Raw genomic sequence first — 18,685 nt, forward strand, 5'->3', positions numbered from 1 at the left:
TCTTCTACTCCAAAATATTTATATATGCTTCCATAGTTTGTCTAGCAGCTACCTTCCATGTATATAGCTCCAATATCTTTTCTTTTAGTATCTCATTTCTATTGCTATTCCAAGCTTTACTAATGCTGTCCTTTATACTACTATAATCTGATGGATCACAGTAGTATGCATCTTCCTTAAAATACTCCTTAGTACTTCCAATTACAGTTGTAACTACATTGCAACCGAGTGCACCAGCTTCCAAACTAGCAAGTCCAGGAGTTTCTCTAAAACTTGGTAATATATGTGCTTTAGCGTTTTTATTCAACTTTACAATATCACTCATATCCCTTTTCCCTAAAAACACTACATCATGTCCTTTTGCTTCATTTTTACAGCAATCAAAATATTCATCTTCATTCCACTTACCTGCTAAAACTAGCGGAATTCCCAATTCTTTACAGGCTCTTATTGTTAATAATGTATTTTTATTAACTTCTATTCTCCCAACTTGGGTTACATAATCAAATTTGTTAAATCCTTTTTCTTTTAACTCATTTAGCATTTCAATCTCAGTTATATGTTCAAATTTTTCATCTACTCCATTATATACAACTTTACATTTTGAAGAAAAATCTTTATTAAATGAATCCAATAAACAGTCGATCTCCATTTTTGAATTTGGCAAAATTATATTTGCAATATCTAATATTTTTACTCTTTTTATATTTCTAATTCTTTGATTTACATTCTTCATGTAAATCAGTGTTTTTTTCCCAAATATTTTTTTAATTAATTTTGCTTTTGAAGTGTAAAAACTATCTGGTAAATCATTTAATAATTCTTCATAATTCCACCATATAGGAGATACGGCTATTTTCTTTTTCAGTTTCTTTGCTTTTAGTATCTCATTATATGTAAATTTTTCAGTTTGTATATTAAAAAAATGTATAACATCATATTCATTATATTTTTCCAAGGTTTGAGATCCCAATGATACCTCTACATCTATACCGATTTTTTTTAATTCTTTTTCTGTTTCTATCATCTGCATTGTATCTCCACCGAAGTTTTCAAATGCATCTAATCTATTTACAATCAAAACTTTCATTGATTCACCCTCCTTGATATAAGGTCCTGTATTTTTTTATACATTTCTGAATAACTATAAACATTACTGGATAGGCTAATTGGAACACCATCCCTGAAAAAGCTAATATATTAGAAAATGTATTCAAAACTATAATGTTACATAACATTGCAATTCCCACAACGTAGAACTCTTTACTATTTTTTACGATTTTCATGTATACAGTAATAATTAAAAGCATATATAGAAATAATCCTATTATCCCAACCCATCCAATATAGTAATATGCTCCCATATACATTGTTCCAACTACTAACTCTCTTTTTATCAACTTAACTTTCTTACTAATATCTTCATAATATGTACTTGATATTCTTTTAGAAATAAAATCAGGTATGATTTCAACTGTTACAAATTTCCTTAAATTTTCCGCATTAATTTCATATTCATATTCATTTATATTTTTTTGTAAATTTGCTAACGGTGATGATATATATATATAACTCCAAAATAGTTCTTTCGGAATATGTGAGTTTCTAAAATCTTCTGTTGCTTCACCAATTCTTAATACATAATTAGTATTAAAAACATTTCTGGTTCTAGGATTACTTCTATAATTCCCAAAAAGACCAAACATATATAAAAATACTAAAACTACACTAACAATTCCCACTATAACAGTTTTACTCAGCTTCTTCTTAGATATAACATATTGTGCATATACAAAAAAGCAACCTAAGAAAATATTCATTAGCATTCCTCTTGAAATTAATAAAATAGCAGGTAATAAAGTGCTTAAAAAAGATATAAATACCCATTTATTTTTATTTGATATAAAAAGATAAAATAGATATGTTGAGTAGAATATTGTAAATGTAAATAATATTACATGTAGAGTAGGTATACCTGTATATTCTGCATATACTATCTTAGGATTAGTTAAGGGCATTCCATCAGTATACATATATTCTGCAAAGTATCCTACAAAAAGAAATATTAATGGTAAAAGCCTTTTGTTACTATGTTCTGTAATATAAAATTTATTTTTATTCTTTTTATAATGTTTAACTCCTAATATTAATGTAATTATAAATGTAATTATATTAAATAAGATCAGACTTAATGATATATTTGGATATACATCCGACCATCCAAATAAATAAACAATCTGAACTCCTACAAAGCTGATAAAGTATACAAAATATGGATTAATCATATGCTCCCCCAAATCTCTATTAATTATTATACTTACCGTATTTATTTTTATAATAATGATTTATTCCTATGAATATCATTTTAATTTTAATAATCTTTTTTTCTTCAAATAATATAATTTTAATTAGCTCTCTGCAAAATTTTATTTTATCTTCTTTAACCCATTTAGGATATAGAAGTTTATAATTTTTCCATACCCACATCCTATTTCTATTCATATAATATCTTCTTAATGGTGAATGATTAGTATTTACAAAAACTACTTTTCCAATTTTCTTTTCTTCTGATTCACCTAAGTTGTGCAATAAAATGGCATTATTAACTCTAATAACTTTATATCCAAATTTGTTTATTCTTAAACAAAATTCATGATCTACATAATCAATAAAAAACTCTTCTTTGAATAAAGATATTTTATTCAAAAGGCTAACCTTTATTAAATTTCCAGATGTTATTTCTGTTAAAACTTCAGTAAATTCAGTGGGGTTAGTAGGTATACTTTTAAAATCTTTTATTTTTTCTTCTATATGAACTGGCGTTATTACAGCAATTTTTTCTTTGTAAAAATCATCTAATTTTTCATATGTATGAAACATCTTCTGTAGCATATCGCTAGTAACTATACTATCATGATCTAATGTTAATGCCCAATCATATTTATTATGCATTGCATATTTTAACCCTTTATTTAACGCACTAGCAATTCCTTCATTGTTATTTAAATAGATTATTGTTGTATCTTTATCATTTTCTATTTGTTTTAAATATTTTATAGTATCTTCATTGGATCCATTATCAACAATCAACACATCATATTCCGTTGATTTAATAGCATTATATGATTTTAGTATGTTCTTACCTGTATTATACGTTATTATAATACTTAAAACCTTTTTCACTTGGACCTCCACTATTCAAACAAATTGTATATTAACAAATCATCAACTGCTCTATTTTTCATAACAAAATGTTTTTTACTCAAAATTCTATTCTTTAATATAAAAAATTCTTTAATATATCTATAATTACTTCGTTCAAAGACTAAAGAAAAAACTAAAAATTTGATTAATCTAATTGAAAGAAAAAGAAAATCTTTTCTCATTGTCTTTTTTGTATCATTTTTTAAAATCATTAAATAATGATTTCTAAATGAAATTCCTTTTAAATAAGCTGATTGAATTTTCCTATTCTTAATTTTTTCAAAAAATCCTATAGCACTATTCATTGCCCTACCATGATAAGCTAAAGCATCATGAATATAAAAACATTTAAAACCAGTCCAATTTAAGCGCCAACATAAATCAATATCTTCTTTATAGGCAAAAAAATCCTCATCAAAATATTCATTTTCATATTTTATTTTTTCTAAAGATTCTTTTTTAAAAACTGCTGCTGCTCCACAGATAGCAAAAACTCTATTTGTTTTGTCATATTTACCTATATCAACTTCATTTTGCCCTATATCATAAGCATATCTATCGTGTCTAACTGAAATGCCAACACTATCAATTACATTCAATTTTTCGTTAGTGTCAAAATCGTATTTTAGTAATTTTCCCGTAACAGCAGCCACTTTATAATTTTTCTCAAGAAAATCACAGCAACGTTCCATATATTCAGGATCAAAGACTACATCTGGATTAATTATTGCTACATAATCACTATTTGAATAATTAATTCCAACATTTGCTCCTCCTGCGTAACCGTTATTAATATTACTTACAATTTTAAGTTTCTTATTGAAATGTTCTTGCACCAATTTAAGTGAATTATCTGTTGATGAATTATCAACAAAAACTATCTCCATATCATTTAAAGTCTGATTCAATAATGATTCAATACATTTATATAAGTATTTCTCTCCATTCCAATTCACAATTACTACTGAAAGTTTTGACATTTATCTTCTTTTTCTCCTAATTATTTATACATAACATCATAATATTTTTGATAATCTCCAGAAGTTACATGTTCCATCCACTCTTTATTATCTAAATACCACTTAATAGTCTTTACTATTCCTACTTCAAAAGTAGTTTCTGGATACCAGCCTAAATCATTTTTTATCTTAGTTGGATCTATTCCATATCTTCTATCGTGACCTTTTCTATCTTCTACATACTTAATTAAATCTTCAGTTATAGTATTATCTATATTTTCATTTAAATAAGCTATTACTGTTTTAACTATCTGTATATTCGTTCTTTCGTTATGTCCACCTACATTATAAACTTGACCTGGTTTTCCATCTCTTACTACCATGTCTATAGCCTTACAGTGATCTTCAACATATAACCAATCTCTTATATTAAGTCCATCTCCATACACTGGTAAATCTTTATGATTTAAACAGTTATTTATAAGTAATGGTATAAGCTTTTCTGGGAAATGGTATGGTCCATAGTTATTTGAGCATCTTGTTATTGTAACTGGCATCTTATAAGTATCTGAATATGCCTGCACCATAAAATCTGCTCCAGCTTTACTTGAAGAATATGGGCTATGTGGATCTAAAGGCGTTGTTTCCATAAAGTATCCTGTTTCTCCTAACGAACCATATACTTCATCTGTCGATACCTGATGATATCTAACCCCTTCTTTCCATCCATCTTTTGTTTCCCATGCATTTTTTGCACAGTTAAGTAAGTTTACAGTTCCTAAAACATTTGTTCGAACAAATATTTCTGGTTCTTTTATACTTCTATCAACGTGAGATTCTGCTGCAAAATTCACTACATAATCTATCTCATATTTTTCAAATAAAGATGTAACTAGTTCTTTATCGCATATATCACCTTGAACAAATATATGCTTTTCATTTCCTTCTAAGGATTTTAAATTCTCTAAATTTCCTGCATAAGTTAATTTATCTAAGTTTATTATTTTCACATCATTATATTTGTTAAGCATATATATAACAAAGTTTGATCCTATAAATCCAGCTCCACCAGTAACTAAATAAGTCTTCATAAACTATTTATCCCCCTTATATATAAACGGTAAATCTAATTCTTTTAATGTTTTCTGTGCCTTATCTTTTTCAGATAACAAAAGTTCATCAATTCCATCTAAAGGCCATTCTATTCCTACTTCTGGATCATTCCATAAAAGTCCAGAATCAAATTCTGGCGCATAAAAATCTGTGCATTTATAATTAAATACAGCTTCATCAGAAACTACTAAAAATCCATGAGCAAATCCTTCTGGCACATAAAATTGTCTTTTATTTTCTTCTGTCAAAAGAACACCTTCCCATTGACCAAATGTTGGTGAACCTTTTCTTAAGTCAACAGCTACATCATAGACAGATCCCCTAGTAGCTCTAACCAGCTTCCCTTGAGTATGTTTTGTTTGAAAATGCATTCCTCTAAGTACACCTTTTTTGGACTTTGATTCATTATCTTGAACAAATTCCATAGTTAATCCAGCTTCAAAGAAACCATTTTTATTGTATGTTTCCATAAAGTATCCTCTATTGTCTCCAAATACTTTTGGCTCTATTATATACAAATCTTTTATCTTAGTTTCAATAAAATTAAACATAATTATTCTCCTTACTTATTAGCTAAATTTTCTTTCTCACACTCTTCTGCTATATCCTCTAAGTATTTTCCGTACCCTGTTTTTAATAGCGGTTTAGCTAATTCTAATAGCTTATCTTTAGATATCCAGCCTTTTCTATAGGCAATCTCTTCTAAACATGCTATGTAAGTTCCTTGTGTATTTTGAACTGCCTCTACAAAGTTAGATGCTTGAAGCATTGAAGAATGAGTTCCTGTATCAAGCCAAGCCATTCCTCTTCCTAATAATTCAACCTTAAGGGTTTCCTCTTCAAGATATAATCTGTTTAAATCTGTTATTTCTAATTCTCCTCTTGGTGAAGGTTTTAAATTCTTAGCTTTTTCAACAACTGAATTATCATAAAAATATAATCCTGGTATTGCATATTTTGATTTAGGTTTTTCAGGTTTTTCTTCTAATGATAAAACATTTCCTTCTGAATCAAACTCTACTACACCAAAAGCCTTAGGGTTTTGAACATAATATCCAAATATAACTGCTCCTTTTTCTAGTTTAGAAGCATTATATAGGTTTTTACTGAAGCTTTGACCATAGAATATATTGTCTCCTAATATCATGGCCACGTTATCATTTCCTATAAATTCTTCTCCGATTATGAAAGCTTCTGCAAGCCCGTTAGGAGCTGTTTGAACTTTATATTCTATCTTTAATCCTAAATCAGATCCATCTCTAAATAACTCTTTAAAGTTAGGTAAATCTCTATCTGTAGATATTATAAGCACTTCCTTAATACCAGCCAACATAAGTACTGATATTGGATAATAAATCATTGGCTTATCGTATATTGGTACCATTTGTTTTGACATTGCTTTTGTTACAGGATACAATCTTGTTCCAGATCCTCCTGCTAATATAATTCCTTTCATATGAACACCTCGTAGTAATTATTCTTATTTTTATAAATTCTTCTTAAAGGATATTCTTTCATGATTTTTCCCAAATTTGTCTCCTAAAAACCTAGCTGAAAAATTAGGTATTATATTAAAAAAGGCTTTAAAATTGCCTTCTTTTAGTGATTCTCTTACAACTAACTTAAACATCTTAAAAGCACTACTATTTGCACCATATTGCATTAAATAAGGATTTTGTTTCAAGAACATTCCTTGTGCATAATATCTATTAAAAAGTTCAGAAAAGTTATACTCATGACAATGTATTACTTGCGAATCCGCACAATACTTTATTCTATAACCATTATTAATAAGTTTATATGCAAAATACATGTCTTCATTAGTAGGCATATCTTTTCCATCATAGCCATTAAGCTCTTTAAATATTTTTGTACTCGTTGCTGATGAAGCATCTGAAAAAAAGAATGTCATAATTCCTAATCTATTTATATCAGATTTTGATACAGTCCTACTTTCTTCTGGATAGTTATTGATTCTTGTATATCTTTCAATCGATTTATTATCACATAACTGCCTAGAAAAAGATGCCTCACATTCTCCATTAATTATTGGTTCTGTTAATCTACTTAACCAATTGTCACCTTTAATTCTTATATCTTGAGTTATAAAAACAATTATATCTCCATCTGAATTCTTTGCTTCATTCTCTCTAGTTAAACTATGAGAGAATTCTCTCGGCTCTATAGTTGAGTAATTTGCCTTTAACTTATTTAACAGATTTTCTGTCCCATCATCTTTAGACTTTGTTAAAACATACTTAATATTTACAAAAAAATTACCTTTTTGCATTAATAAACTTCTATGTAGATTTTCAATATACTTTTCTGCTTTGTATAATGGACATATTATATCAACTTTATATTTTACCATTTTGACTTCTTCACTTTCTTAATAAATTCCAATATTCATCTATAATTTCATTTAAAATAATTTAAATTTTTATTTAATAGCTTAATATAAGCTTTCTTTAGCAACTTTGATTTGTTGTTCATGTTCTTTTGAAGATATCATTATGTAATCAGCTGTTTCAACAACAATCAAGTTATCTACATTATTAAGAAGAATAGGTTTGTTTGTTACAACAATATTATTTTTAGATTCAAAAGCAACTCCCTCTGTTTTAAACACATTACCTTTTTCATCTAATTCACTGTATCTTTCTATACTAGTCCAATTTCCTACATCATCCCATCCAAACTCACTAGGAATAACATATATATTAGAAACTTTCTCCATAACACCAAAATCTATGGATATATTATCAACATTTTTATAATTGCTATTTATTATGTCTTGCAATTTTTCTTCACTAATGTGCATAACTTCTTTTAATGCATCATAGGTATTAGGTAACAACTCTCTAATAGACTTAAGTATAGAATCATTATTCCAAATAAACATACCACCATTCCATAGGTATGTACCTGCATCTAAATATTCTAACGCCTTTTCATAATTAGGTTTTTCTATAAATTTATTAACCTCATATATATCTGAGTTTCTTATAGTATCAATCTTTTCCTTTAAATTTATATATCCATAACCAGTTTCTGGTCTATTAGGTTTCATTCCTAAAGTAACAATAGCATCTTTATCTTTTTTAGTATAATCATAGGCTGCAAGAAGTTTATTTTTGAATTCTTTCTCATCTTCCACTAAATGATCAGATGGAAGAATTGCTAAAGTTGCATCTTTATAATATCTATTTATAACCATAGCTGACAATGCTATACAAGGTGCAGTATTTCTCGCTTCTGGTTCAATAATTATATTCCTTAATGGTAAGCTTGGTAGTTGTCCTTTAACATAATCTACATATCTTTCCCCAGTAGAAATAAATATTCTATCTACTGGTACTAATTCCCCTAATCTCTTTACCGTCATCTGAAGCATTGTATCTTCAGTTATTAACGACAAAAATTGTTTTGGCTTTTCCTCTGTAGAAAGCGGCCAAAATCTTGTTCCTTTTCCACCTGCCATTATTAATGCACATAACATAGTTAGTGTCATCCCCTCTTGCTTTAAATTGCCCCTTCTTTTCTTATAACAGCTATAACTGTTTTAAATAATATTTTTATATCTAATAACGTAGATCTATTATCTATATAATACATATCCATTTGAACTCTTTCGTCATAAGTAGTATCACTTCTGCCATTAGCCTGCCAAAATCCAGTTAAACCTGGTTTTACAGAAAAAAGTTTATCTGCATATTTCCCGTATTTAACTACTTCTTTCTGAACTATTGGCCTAGGTCCTACCACACTCATGTCCCCTTTAATTATATTAATTAATTGAGGAAGTTCATCTAAGCTAGTTTTCCTTAAAAACGCCCCTATTTTCGTAACTCTTGGATCATCATCTAATTTGAAATTTTTCTCAAACTCCGCTTTTTGCTCTGGTGTAAAATTTCTTAAAACCTCTTCTGCATTTTGAACCATACTTCTAAATTTGTAGACGCTTATGATTTCTCCTTTGTATCCTATTCTTTTATGTCCAAAAAACACTGGACCTTTTGAATCTAATTTAACTAAGATAATTAAAATCAAAAACAATGGAGATAAAGTTATTAATAATAAAGTTGAACTAACAACATCAAATATCCTTTTAAAAAGTGAATATATTTTTAAACTCATGCTTATTTCTCCGTTGATTTTTTTAGAAATATTATAATCTAAATTTTGCATGTTACCCTCCAAAATTAAGAATTAGATTTATTTTAAATTACTTGAATACCATTTTTTTCATAACTTTAGCAATACAATTCTACCATACTTAGCTTATAGTGTCTATGAAACTAAAATTTTGTTACTAAATCTTTATATATAGAGTATAAAAAGGCAACATATTCCTCATAATATTTACAAATAGGTTACTAACCGTGTTATTTTTTATTATTTAAGAATACTTTAAGTGCATCTTCCCAGTTTCTCATTTCATCTCCAACAGTAACTCTTAACATCATGTTGTCTAAAGATGAATAAGATGGTCTTTTTGCTGCTCTTACATAATCATTAGAAGTAACTGAATCAACTTTACAATCTATATTAGAAAATTCAATGATTTTGCTAGCAAAATCATACCAAGAACACTCTCCAGTTCCTGTACAGTGATAAGTACCGTATTCTTCTGTTACAGCAACTTTTAACATATGATGTGCTAAATCTTCTGCATTAGTTGGATTTCCTCTTTGATCGTCTACAACTGTTAAATGCCCTTTTTCTTTTCCTGCTTTAATTATAGTATATACAAAATTACTACCTTCATATCCATATAGCCAAGCTGTTCTTATTATATAATATTTGTCAGCTATTTCTCTTACAAATTTTTCTCCAGCTAGTTTAGTTTTTCCATAAACACTTACTGGTATTGTTTCATCATACTCCTTAAATGGCACTGTTCCTTCCCCACTAAATACATAATCAGTAGACACATGAACCATTTTAGCATTTACTTCATTAGATATTATTGCCAAATTCCTAGGTCCTAACGCATTTATTTTAAAAGCTAAATCTTCATTACTTTCACAAGCATCTACATTTGTATACGCTGCACAATTTATTATGATTTCTGGTTTAACATCGGTTAAATAACTCCTTACAGCATTTATATCTGTAATATCAAGTACATCAACATCCACACCTATGATCTCAACATTTTCATATTCTTTTGGTAGTTTACCTATTTCTGATTGTCCATTTCTTAATATATTAGTAATTTGCTTTCCTAATTGTCCTTTTGCTCCAGTAATTAAAATTTTCATAAAACAAACCTCTCTTTTTTTAAATTTTACAAATCTATTTTATTAATTGAACTTCTATTTAAATATTAAACAACTTTTATAGTATCATATAGTTATTTTTCATTCAATGAAAAGTCTTTTTTGTAATAAAATTTTAAGCAATAAAAAAAGACCTTAATCAAATTTTAATTAAAGTCTTTTATGGCAGGGGCAGTAGGACTCGAACCCACAACCAATGGTTTTGGAGACCACTACTCTACCAATTGAGCCATACCCCTATATGTTTTGAACATTAGTTATATTAACATAAATTTCTTACTAGCGCAAGTTTATTACTTAAAATACTTGTTATAAATTATTTCTATGACTCCACTCTATAGCTTCCATATAACTACTTCTTAATTCATCCGTGCTAATATTAAAATATTCCATAAGTTCAAATATCTTATCTATCTTTCCTTGTTCATAATTTAATATTAAAGATAATAAGAAACCATATTTATTGTTTTTTTCTCCTATTAACGCACTTTTAACTTCCTCATCAACTAAAATTTCCTCAAGTATTTCATCTATTGGTTTTTCTAAAATCACATCAACTAAAGATAACATACCTGTCAAATAAGCATTAAATGAGTCATTTTTGAATCTTGTTTTTAGAAATATTAATTCACCAAATTTTGCTCTTGCTAAAGATTCAAATATTATAAAATCAGGTCTGTCATCCCCTATAGCCTTTATTGATACTAAATACAACCATTTTTTCACCTGAATTTCTCCTGTATAGGATAAGGCTTGTTTTATGGATGTAATTTTATACTTTAATCCAAATTCAGCTGAATTTACTATTCTGAGCAATTTATATGACAAAGATATGTCCTTTTTTATCAACTCATCAACCTTTTCTAATGAAAAGTCCTTAGAGTTTAATTCCTCCAATAATCTCATATGTATAATCTTATTTTCAGGTATTTTTTTACCTGATATAACTACGGGTTTACTTAAGTAATAGCCTTGAAAATACGAATACCCATATTTTACTGCATCATTAAACTCCTTTATGGTCTCCACTTTCTCAGCTAGAAACTTTATATTTTTGTTTTTTATCTTTTTAATAACTTCTTTTCGCTCTTCCCCTTTAGTAATCCTAAAATCGACTTTAATAATATCAACAAACTCCATTAAACTCTTGTATTTATCATGGAAAACAAAGTCATCTAGTGCTATTGTATATTTCATTTCTTTAAGCTTTTTACATATGTTAATTATCTCTAGGGTTGGTTCTATATCTTCTAAAATTTCAACAACAACATATTCTGGAGACAACAAATCTAAAATGTTGGATTTTAAAATATTTTCAGTGAAATTAATAAATACCTTTTTACTTTTAGCTATTTTTTCTATTCCAAAACTAAATAAAGTATTTTTTATTACTTCTATTGTTGCATTATCTCCATCCACACTATTATATTTATTTAAAATTCCAGTTCTAAATAATAATTCGTAGGCTATTATTTTATTTTTTTTATCGAATATTGGTTGCCTTGCTAAAAAAATATCCATTTAAGATCCCTCTCAACATTTTCTAATTAATACTATTTTAGCCTACTAATTAATTTGTTACAATTTATTTCTATATCCAATAATTGCAAGCAAAATAAAATAGCCCTAAAGGCTATTAACTTTGTTCTGGGTCTCTTTTTCTAGGCTCATTTTTGCCAAGTTTTCTCGACTCTTTTGAATAACCTATTTCGTTAGCTGTCTCCATTTTCATTTTATTTAATTCCTTTTGAGTTTTTTGACCTGCTTTTTTATTTTCTTTAGAGTTTTTGTTATTTTTGTGAGCCATTTAATATCACTCCTTTTTATATTCTAGATTTAGTATTACTTCTATTTTTCCATACTATACGGTAATTTGATTGGTACTATAGTCTTTATTTTCTTATAACAATGTTGGAATTAAAAATTGGTGATACTATCTCTCAGTTACATTTTTAAAACTTTATTTGTACACCAACTTTTTAATGGAACATTGATATATGCACTTTCATTTCAATGTTTATATTATCTCTTCTTCTTATATAACTACAAAGAAATAGACACCTCTAAAAATCTATTTTTTAGAAGCATCTATTTTTATTTATATTTCATTAAAGCCTATAAGCTCGATATTATTTTCTCTAATATATGTTTTAATTTTTTCTGAAGTTAAAACCCTAAATTCCTCTGCTCTATGTTTGTTATATGAGGTTGCATTTATCAAATCCTCATCTACATATGCTGGATGGCACATTATTTCTAACGTTTCCCCATCTTTAGCGTTTTCTAATACTTTTATTAAGTAATCTTCACTTACTCCTTCATTATAAAAATCAATACACATATCATCCGTTGTTTTTATATTACTATCTTTGAAGTAATTTAAATTTTCTATAAATGGGCATCTCACTGGAAGTTTATATTCTTTGGCAAGCTCAAATACAACATCTAGCCCCTCATTTGTAAACGCAAATGCATGATGATGACCATCCAAATGAGTTGGCACTATTCCCATGGAAATAATCTTTTCTATCTGCGCTTTAAATTCTTTTTTAACTTCCTCATATTTTATATTTTCAACTAAATCTATTCTTCTATAAAAATTTCCCTCTTCTGAAACTATAGATTTTATCTCTTCTCTAGGAAGTATTGGTTTACCCCAGGTTAAAGTTAGGTGAACTCCTATATTTTTTACGCCTCTAACTTTTGCCTCTTCAATAGCTTCCTTTATATATAGTCCATTTGCCATGGCAGTAGTTTCTGTTACCACACCTTTTTCCATAGAATCCAGTATACCTAATGACACACCTTTTGTTAATCCAAAATCATCGGCATTTATTATAATTTTTTTCATTTTACCCTGTCCCTTCATCATTAATTATTATCTTTTATTCTTCTTCTGATGCTATCTCTTCTACTTCATCTTCCCCATCATCGTCTTCATTTTTTCTTCTGCCGCTATTTTCTCTTCTCTCAATTAAGTCTTTAGCCTCTGCTTCCAGTCCTTTTACAAAATATTCAAATCTTCTATTTATTCTCTTTTTAAATAAGTATTTAACTATAAAAGAATTAATAATTGCAAATATTCCTCCAGATGCCTCTGTCTCACTAAGAGATACTTTTGTTTTGTTTTCTTCTAACTCTTCAAACTCATATCTTGAAGTATATACTTGCCCATTAGGACTAGTACTAGTTATCTCATAAACCTTATTTCTCTCAAAATCAGTTATTTCTACAGTCATAGTTGCTGTCTTTCCAGAGTATGCTCCAACTTTTTTTTCAACCTTGGTTCCTACTGCTGTTTTTTCTTTAAAATTAGGAAAATCTCTTTTTGCTACTTTAATAAAGATCCCAAATAAGTCCTTAACTGAATAATCTAGTATGACTTCGTTTTCATGCATGCTCATATAGTTTACCTCCAAAGATAATATTATAAAAGGCGGATTATCCGCCTTTTATTTTCTTAATTTCATTATAACTGTTTTTTTATTAGTTTCCAATATTTTATCATGTTAAAACTCTTAGTCTTGTAATACTTTTCCCATGTAAACATATTTTCTATTAAATTTTAGGTTTAAATCTTTTTCATATACTCTAATGTTATTAAGATCCCTATTATCAACTAAAGAATATGCTTCTCCTTTTTCTCCAGCTCTACCTACTCTACCTACTCTATGAAGATAATTTTTAGGGTCTCTTGGTGTATCTAGATTAATTACATGAGTAACTCCTTTTATATCTAATCCTCTTGCTGCTACATCAGATGCCACCAATACTTGAATTTTTCCTTTTCTAAAACTTTCTAATGCATTTTTTCTTTCATCTTTATCTATATCTCCATGAATAGTTGCTGCATTTATTTTATGAAATTTTAATTTTTCTAATGTCTGATCAACATTAAAGCTATTACTTATAAACACTATTGCTCTTTTAGGTCTAGCTGCATGTATAAGTTTTCTTAAATATTCAACCTTTTTTCTTTCCTCAACCATAATATAGTTATGAGTTATATCTTCATTTACTTTATTACTACCCTTTACTCTTATAACCTCTAAATCTTCTACTAATTCCTTAGAAAGTTGTAAACTGCTATTATTAATAGTTGCAGAAAACATCAAAAATTGATCAACCTTTTGTGTATTTTTTACTATATCTTTTATTAAAGGAATGTTTTTGTTATCTAAAAGTTTATCCACTTCATCTAGAACTATAGTTTTAATTGTACTCGCAGTTATTTTTTTCTTTCTTATTAATTCTAATACTCTTCCAGATGATCCAACTAATATGTTAGGTTTATCTTTTAATTTTTCTATCTGCCTAGCTATATTAGCACTGCCTATTAATTGAGTAGAAGTTATAGAACCGTTGCTTTCCTTTTTTAGTTCTAAAATTGTATTATGTATCTGCATACAAAGTTCATAAGTAGGCGCAAGTATTATAGCTTGCATCTCTTTTTTATCTTTTTGAAGTTTTTCTATTAATGGTAATAGATATGCTAAAGTTTTCCCTGTTCCTGTCTCTGATTGAGCTAAAATATTTTTCCCCTCTAAAGCTAAAGGTATAGATTTTTCTTGTACCTCTGTAGCCTCTGTTATCTTTAAGTTTTTTAATGCTTCAACCATGTCTTTATTTAAATTAAGTTTATCAAATGTTATACTCATTGTTTACCTCTTTATATTTCTTTATATTCGTATATTCCTCTATCATCCACTAATTTCAACTTTATTTCAACTTTTTTTTTATCTTTTTCACTTTTTTCATTCCTATATATAGATTCATCTAAAGTTATGTATACTTTAAACTCATCTGGCGCTATTTTTTCCATCTTATCAATATAATAATCAAAATATTCTATGGTTATTTTTTTTTCTCTATACTCTTTTATTTTATTTTCAATTACTAAGTAAGCTTCACTCTTAGTATTTATTATATCTCCTAAATATGATAAATTTGCTTCTTTATTGTTGACCATATTTTTATACATAATACTGAGAGAGGATATCATTTCTTCTCCATAAGCTTCATCATCTTTTATATTAGCTTGTTCATTTTCAAAAGTCTTCTCTTCTTTCTCATTATTTTTTACTTTTTGATAATAATTTACTCCAAATAAAGTACAACTAAAAATTAAAATAATTACTAACACTACTACCTTATTCTTCATTTTTATCACCTCTAATATGATATTTCTCTATCATAGCTTCTCTTTATATCTCCACTTTCAGATATATATCTTTTTTTTACTCCTATATATATATCTGAATCTATTGGATAGGATTGAGAGATTTGATTTAACCTATTATCATACACATTAGTAATAAAATCCTTTATAGATACATTTTTATCTACAGAAGAAATTATATTAAATGCGCCATTGGCTCCATGTTGAATAGAGGTAGAAAATATCATATTTTTAGTTGAATAATAACTTAAAAGTACACCCGGATCATATCCATTATTTTTACATATTCTTAAAAATTGATCATAATATTGACCCTTTACAAACTTTAGTTGAACTCTAAAAAATTCTTCATAGTTATTTATTGCAATACTTTTCCAAGCAGCTTTATAATTTGTTCCATATGAATCACTATCAGCTACTTTTGCATTATTTAATATAGTATATATATAATTATTTTCACTTTGCAGCCAAATCATAAATGCTCCTAATGAACCATTTTTTGCAAGTTGGAACATTCCAAATGATGGGCCTCCTTTATCTTGCGGATTATCGGAAATTGCACCTACCTTAAAATTCGATTCATATTTTGCTGCTATATAACCAAAATTAGATTCAACATTATCATCCTGTATTATATCTAGATATAATTGATGTACATATCCTAATGTAAATGTCCCATCTTTTTTATATAACCTTATTTGATAAAACTCACTGTTCTTTCCTAGTATTTCTACCATTACTCCATCAGATAAAACACTTATCACTTTTGATGATGTTGATGGTGCTTCTCTAAAATTTAAACCACTTGTATTTGTTACACCTATAGCTCTTTTGAAGTTAATTGAGTTGTTTAGTATTTCTGTACCATATTGGGTAAAAACTCTCCCTCCTAATAAGTTATCAGTATGTTTTATCGCATCATATAAATTATCATATTTTCCGATAGAGGCTTCTCCATTGAAACCCCAATAAGCTGTTTTGTCCCATATAGTTTGTCCATCATTATTATTAAGTACTCTTCCATTTACGGTAACTGCTAACTGAATTGCTTTATCTATTTCTCCAACTTTAAATGATTGTATTAATACTCCACTAGAATTATACGTTTTATATAAATCACTATTTATATATTTACTTATAATTGTAAAATCATAAATATCAACTATACCATCCTTATTAAAATCAAATTGTTCTCTATTAGTATTGTAGTATTTACTTAATTCATTTAAATCCTCTTCATTAATTATATTATCTCCATTTATATCTGGATTTATTTCTAAAGCATTTACCTCATAACCAAAAATAGAAGTAAAAATAATTAATGATAAATTAGTAACAACCACTTTTAATAATTTATTTTTCATAATCCCCTCCTATATGAATACGTATATTCTTATTATACATTAAATTTATATATTTTTTTCATTCAATATTTATACAAAATAAATTTTCTTGTTAATTCTCTAATTATAATCTATAATTACTCTATAAAATACTTTGATTATGAAAGTATTTTATTTTCAAAGGTTTTTAATATAAAGGAGTTGTGTATGGTGAATATAAAACCTCTACAAATAGGAAACTTAGTATCTAAACTACCAATAATACAAGGCGGGATGGGTGTAGGCGTATCCTCTTCTAAGCTAGCTGCGGCTGTTGCTAATGCAGGTGGTATAGGTATAATATCAGGCGCTCAAATAGGTTATGACCAAGAAGATTTTTATACTAACAATCTTGAAGCTAACCTAAGAGCCTTAAAAAAACATATAAAAACAGCTAAAGAAAATGCTTTAAATGGAGTAATAGGTGTTAATCTTATGGTTGCTATGAAACAATATGATGAGCATGTTAAAGCTGCTATAGAGGCTGGCGTAGACTTAATAATTTCAGGTGCTGGACTTCCAACGGCTTTACCTAAATTAGCTAAAGGTTTTAATGTGAAGCTTGCTCCTATAGTTTCTTCACTAAAGGCCTGTAATGTTATTCTAAAACTTTGGGATAAACACCATGGTGTAGCTCCAGATGCTATAGTGGTAGAAGGCCCTAAGGCTGGAGGACATTTAGGATTCTCTAAAGAAGAACTTATTGAAGATAACATAGATTTCGATAAAATTATAGTTGATATAGTTGAAGCAGTTAAGGTTTATGAGGATAAATATAATAAATCTATTCCTGTAATTGCTGCTGGTGGAATTTTTACTGGTTACGATATTGCAAAGTACTTACAACTTGGTGCCAGTGGAGTTCAAATGGCTACAAGATTTGTAACTACTGAAGAATGTGATGCTCACATCAACTTTAAAAATGCATATTTAAGCAGTTCACGTGAAGATATAGGTATTGTTAAAAGTCCTGCTGGTATGCCTGGTCGTGCTATAAAAAATCCATTCATGAAAAAAGTTGAACTTGAAGGCTCTAAAGTTACTAGGTGTTACGCTTGTTTAACCCCATGTAATCCAGCTACAACCCCATATTGCATAACTGAAGCTTTGATAAACTCAGTTAAAGGTGATGTAGATAATGGTCTAGTATTCTGTGGAGAAAATGCATATCGCTTAGATAAGATAGTCAAAGTTCAAGAACTTATGGATAGTCTTGAAGCTGAGATCTTAGAGGCTTAAAAATCTTTTTATTTCATATTGTTGAAGAAAGCAAGAATTTTTTATTTCTTGCTTTCTTGCTTTCTTAGGGCAGTTTACTTTCTTATTAAATATATAAAAGGATTAGATTGAAGCTGCACTACTGCCCTGTGGAGACTTCTTCTCAAGTCTCGTTAGATTCCTTTACCAATTATAAAAAGATTAGACTGACTCTGAGAAAGATAAGGAATTTGATGAAGTTCTTCGAACTTCTACAGATCAGCAGTGCGTGTCTACCAAGTAGAAGTGCAATTCTTCAATTCTTCAATTCTTCAATTCTTCAATTCTTCAATTCTTCAATTCTTCAAT

At 28.1% G+C, this 18,685-nt stretch carries 19 protein-coding genes and 1 tRNA gene; 1 reads left to right on the top strand and 19 read right to left on the bottom strand.

All coding sequences use genetic code 11. From position 1 onward, the window contains the following. Nucleotides 1-4: 4 nt before the first annotated feature. From BUA92_RS20855 to BUA92_RS20945, 19 genes are all read right to left on the bottom strand, one after another. A complete protein-coding gene (locus BUA92_RS20855; protein ID WP_073022587.1) occupies nucleotides 5-1,090 on the bottom strand; it encodes a glycosyltransferase in 1,086 nt (361 codons plus the stop codon). Nucleotides 1,091-1,094: 4 nt separating this feature from the next. After that, nucleotides 1,095-2,285, bottom strand: a complete 1,191-nt coding sequence (locus tag BUA92_RS20860) for an O-antigen polymerase (RefSeq protein ID WP_073022588.1) — start codon at nucleotides 2,283-2,285, stop codon at nucleotides 1,095-1,097. 19 nt (nucleotides 2,286-2,304) lie between these two features. Then, nucleotides 2,305-3,183, bottom strand: coding sequence for a glycosyltransferase family 2 protein (locus tag BUA92_RS20865; protein WP_073022589.1), 879 nt, complete (start codon nucleotides 3,181-3,183; stop codon nucleotides 2,305-2,307). A gap of 11 nt (nucleotides 3,184-3,194) precedes the next feature. Further along, nucleotides 3,195-4,184, bottom strand: coding sequence for a glycosyltransferase family 2 protein (locus BUA92_RS20870; RefSeq protein WP_073022590.1), 990 nt, complete (start codon nucleotides 4,182-4,184; stop codon nucleotides 3,195-3,197). A gap of 20 nt (nucleotides 4,185-4,204) precedes the next feature. Next, nucleotides 4,205-5,254, bottom strand: coding sequence for a dTDP-glucose 4,6-dehydratase (gene rfbB, locus BUA92_RS20875; RefSeq protein WP_073022591.1), 1,050 nt, complete (start codon nucleotides 5,252-5,254; stop codon nucleotides 4,205-4,207). Nucleotides 5,255-5,257: 3 nt separating this feature from the next. Further along, nucleotides 5,258-5,833, bottom strand: a complete 576-nt coding sequence (gene rfbC / locus BUA92_RS20880; RefSeq protein ID WP_139259395.1) for a dTDP-4-dehydrorhamnose 3,5-epimerase — start codon at nucleotides 5,831-5,833, stop codon at nucleotides 5,258-5,260. A gap of 5 nt (nucleotides 5,834-5,838) precedes the next feature. Next, nucleotides 5,839-6,732 carry a glucose-1-phosphate thymidylyltransferase RfbA gene (rfbA, locus tag BUA92_RS20885; protein ID WP_073022593.1) on the bottom strand — a complete coding sequence of 298 codons (894 nt, stop codon included), beginning with the start codon at nucleotides 6,730-6,732 and terminating at the stop codon, nucleotides 5,839-5,841. Nucleotides 6,733-6,762: 30 nt separating this feature from the next. Beyond that, nucleotides 6,763-7,647, bottom strand: a complete 885-nt coding sequence (locus BUA92_RS20890; RefSeq protein ID WP_073022594.1) for a glycosyltransferase family 2 protein — start codon at nucleotides 7,645-7,647, stop codon at nucleotides 6,763-6,765. Between the two features lie 81 nt (nucleotides 7,648-7,728). After that, the gene (locus BUA92_RS20895) at nucleotides 7,729-8,775 is read right to left on the bottom strand and encodes a mannose-1-phosphate guanylyltransferase (RefSeq protein ID WP_073022595.1); all 1,047 of its coding nucleotides are present in this window, start codon (nucleotides 8,773-8,775) and stop codon (nucleotides 7,729-7,731) included. Between the two features lie 23 nt (nucleotides 8,776-8,798). Then, nucleotides 8,799-9,413, bottom strand: coding sequence for a sugar transferase (locus tag BUA92_RS20900; RefSeq protein ID WP_242950226.1), 615 nt, complete (start codon nucleotides 9,411-9,413; stop codon nucleotides 8,799-8,801). A gap of 248 nt (nucleotides 9,414-9,661) precedes the next feature. Then, nucleotides 9,662-10,540 (bottom strand): dTDP-4-dehydrorhamnose reductase, encoded by an 879-nt coding sequence (gene rfbD / locus BUA92_RS20905; protein ID WP_073022597.1) that lies wholly within the window; start codon nucleotides 10,538-10,540, stop codon nucleotides 9,662-9,664. Nucleotides 10,541-10,721: 181 nt separating this feature from the next. Next, nucleotides 10,722-10,797: transfer RNA gene (locus BUA92_RS20910), tRNA-Trp, on the bottom strand. A gap of 70 nt (nucleotides 10,798-10,867) precedes the next feature. Then, the gene (locus BUA92_RS20915; protein ID WP_073022598.1) at nucleotides 10,868-12,079 is read right to left on the bottom strand and encodes an EAL and HDOD domain-containing protein; all 1,212 of its coding nucleotides are present in this window, start codon (nucleotides 12,077-12,079) and stop codon (nucleotides 10,868-10,870) included. A 115-nt stretch (nucleotides 12,080-12,194) separates the two neighbouring features. After that, nucleotides 12,195-12,365 (bottom strand): small, acid-soluble spore protein, alpha/beta type, encoded by a 171-nt coding sequence (locus BUA92_RS20920; protein ID WP_021800523.1) that lies wholly within the window; start codon nucleotides 12,363-12,365, stop codon nucleotides 12,195-12,197. Between the two features lie 291 nt (nucleotides 12,366-12,656). After that, a complete protein-coding gene (locus tag BUA92_RS20925; protein WP_073022599.1) occupies nucleotides 12,657-13,409 on the bottom strand; it encodes a carbohydrate deacetylase in 753 nt (250 codons plus the stop codon). 34 nt (nucleotides 13,410-13,443) lie between these two features. Beyond that, the gene (locus BUA92_RS20930; RefSeq protein WP_021800521.1) at nucleotides 13,444-13,962 is read right to left on the bottom strand and encodes a DUF3284 domain-containing protein; all 519 of its coding nucleotides are present in this window, start codon (nucleotides 13,960-13,962) and stop codon (nucleotides 13,444-13,446) included. Between the two features lie 114 nt (nucleotides 13,963-14,076). Then, a complete protein-coding gene (locus BUA92_RS20935; protein ID WP_073022600.1) occupies nucleotides 14,077-15,216 on the bottom strand; it encodes a DEAD/DEAH box helicase in 1,140 nt (379 codons plus the stop codon). Nucleotides 15,217-15,227: 11 nt separating this feature from the next. Continuing rightward, complete coding sequence (locus BUA92_RS20940) at nucleotides 15,228-15,719, bottom strand: hypothetical protein (RefSeq protein WP_073022601.1); 492 nt, start codon at nucleotides 15,717-15,719, stop codon at nucleotides 15,228-15,230. Nucleotides 15,720-15,730: 11 nt separating this feature from the next. Further along, a complete protein-coding gene (locus BUA92_RS20945) occupies nucleotides 15,731-17,101 on the bottom strand; it encodes a VgrG-related protein (RefSeq protein ID WP_073022602.1) in 1,371 nt (456 codons plus the stop codon). Between the two features lie 189 nt (nucleotides 17,102-17,290). On the opposite strand from BUA92_RS20945, the gene BUA92_RS20950 reads away from it, so the two are divergent. Next, nucleotides 17,291-18,358, top strand: coding sequence for an NAD(P)H-dependent flavin oxidoreductase (locus BUA92_RS20950; protein ID WP_021800519.1), 1,068 nt, complete (start codon nucleotides 17,291-17,293; stop codon nucleotides 18,356-18,358). Nucleotides 18,359-18,685 lie beyond the last annotated feature (327 nt).

The sequence above is a fragment of the Clostridium intestinale DSM 6191 genome, from assembly GCF_900130055.1.
Lineage (GTDB): Bacteria > Bacillota > Clostridia > Clostridiales > Clostridiaceae > Clostridium_T > Clostridium_T intestinale.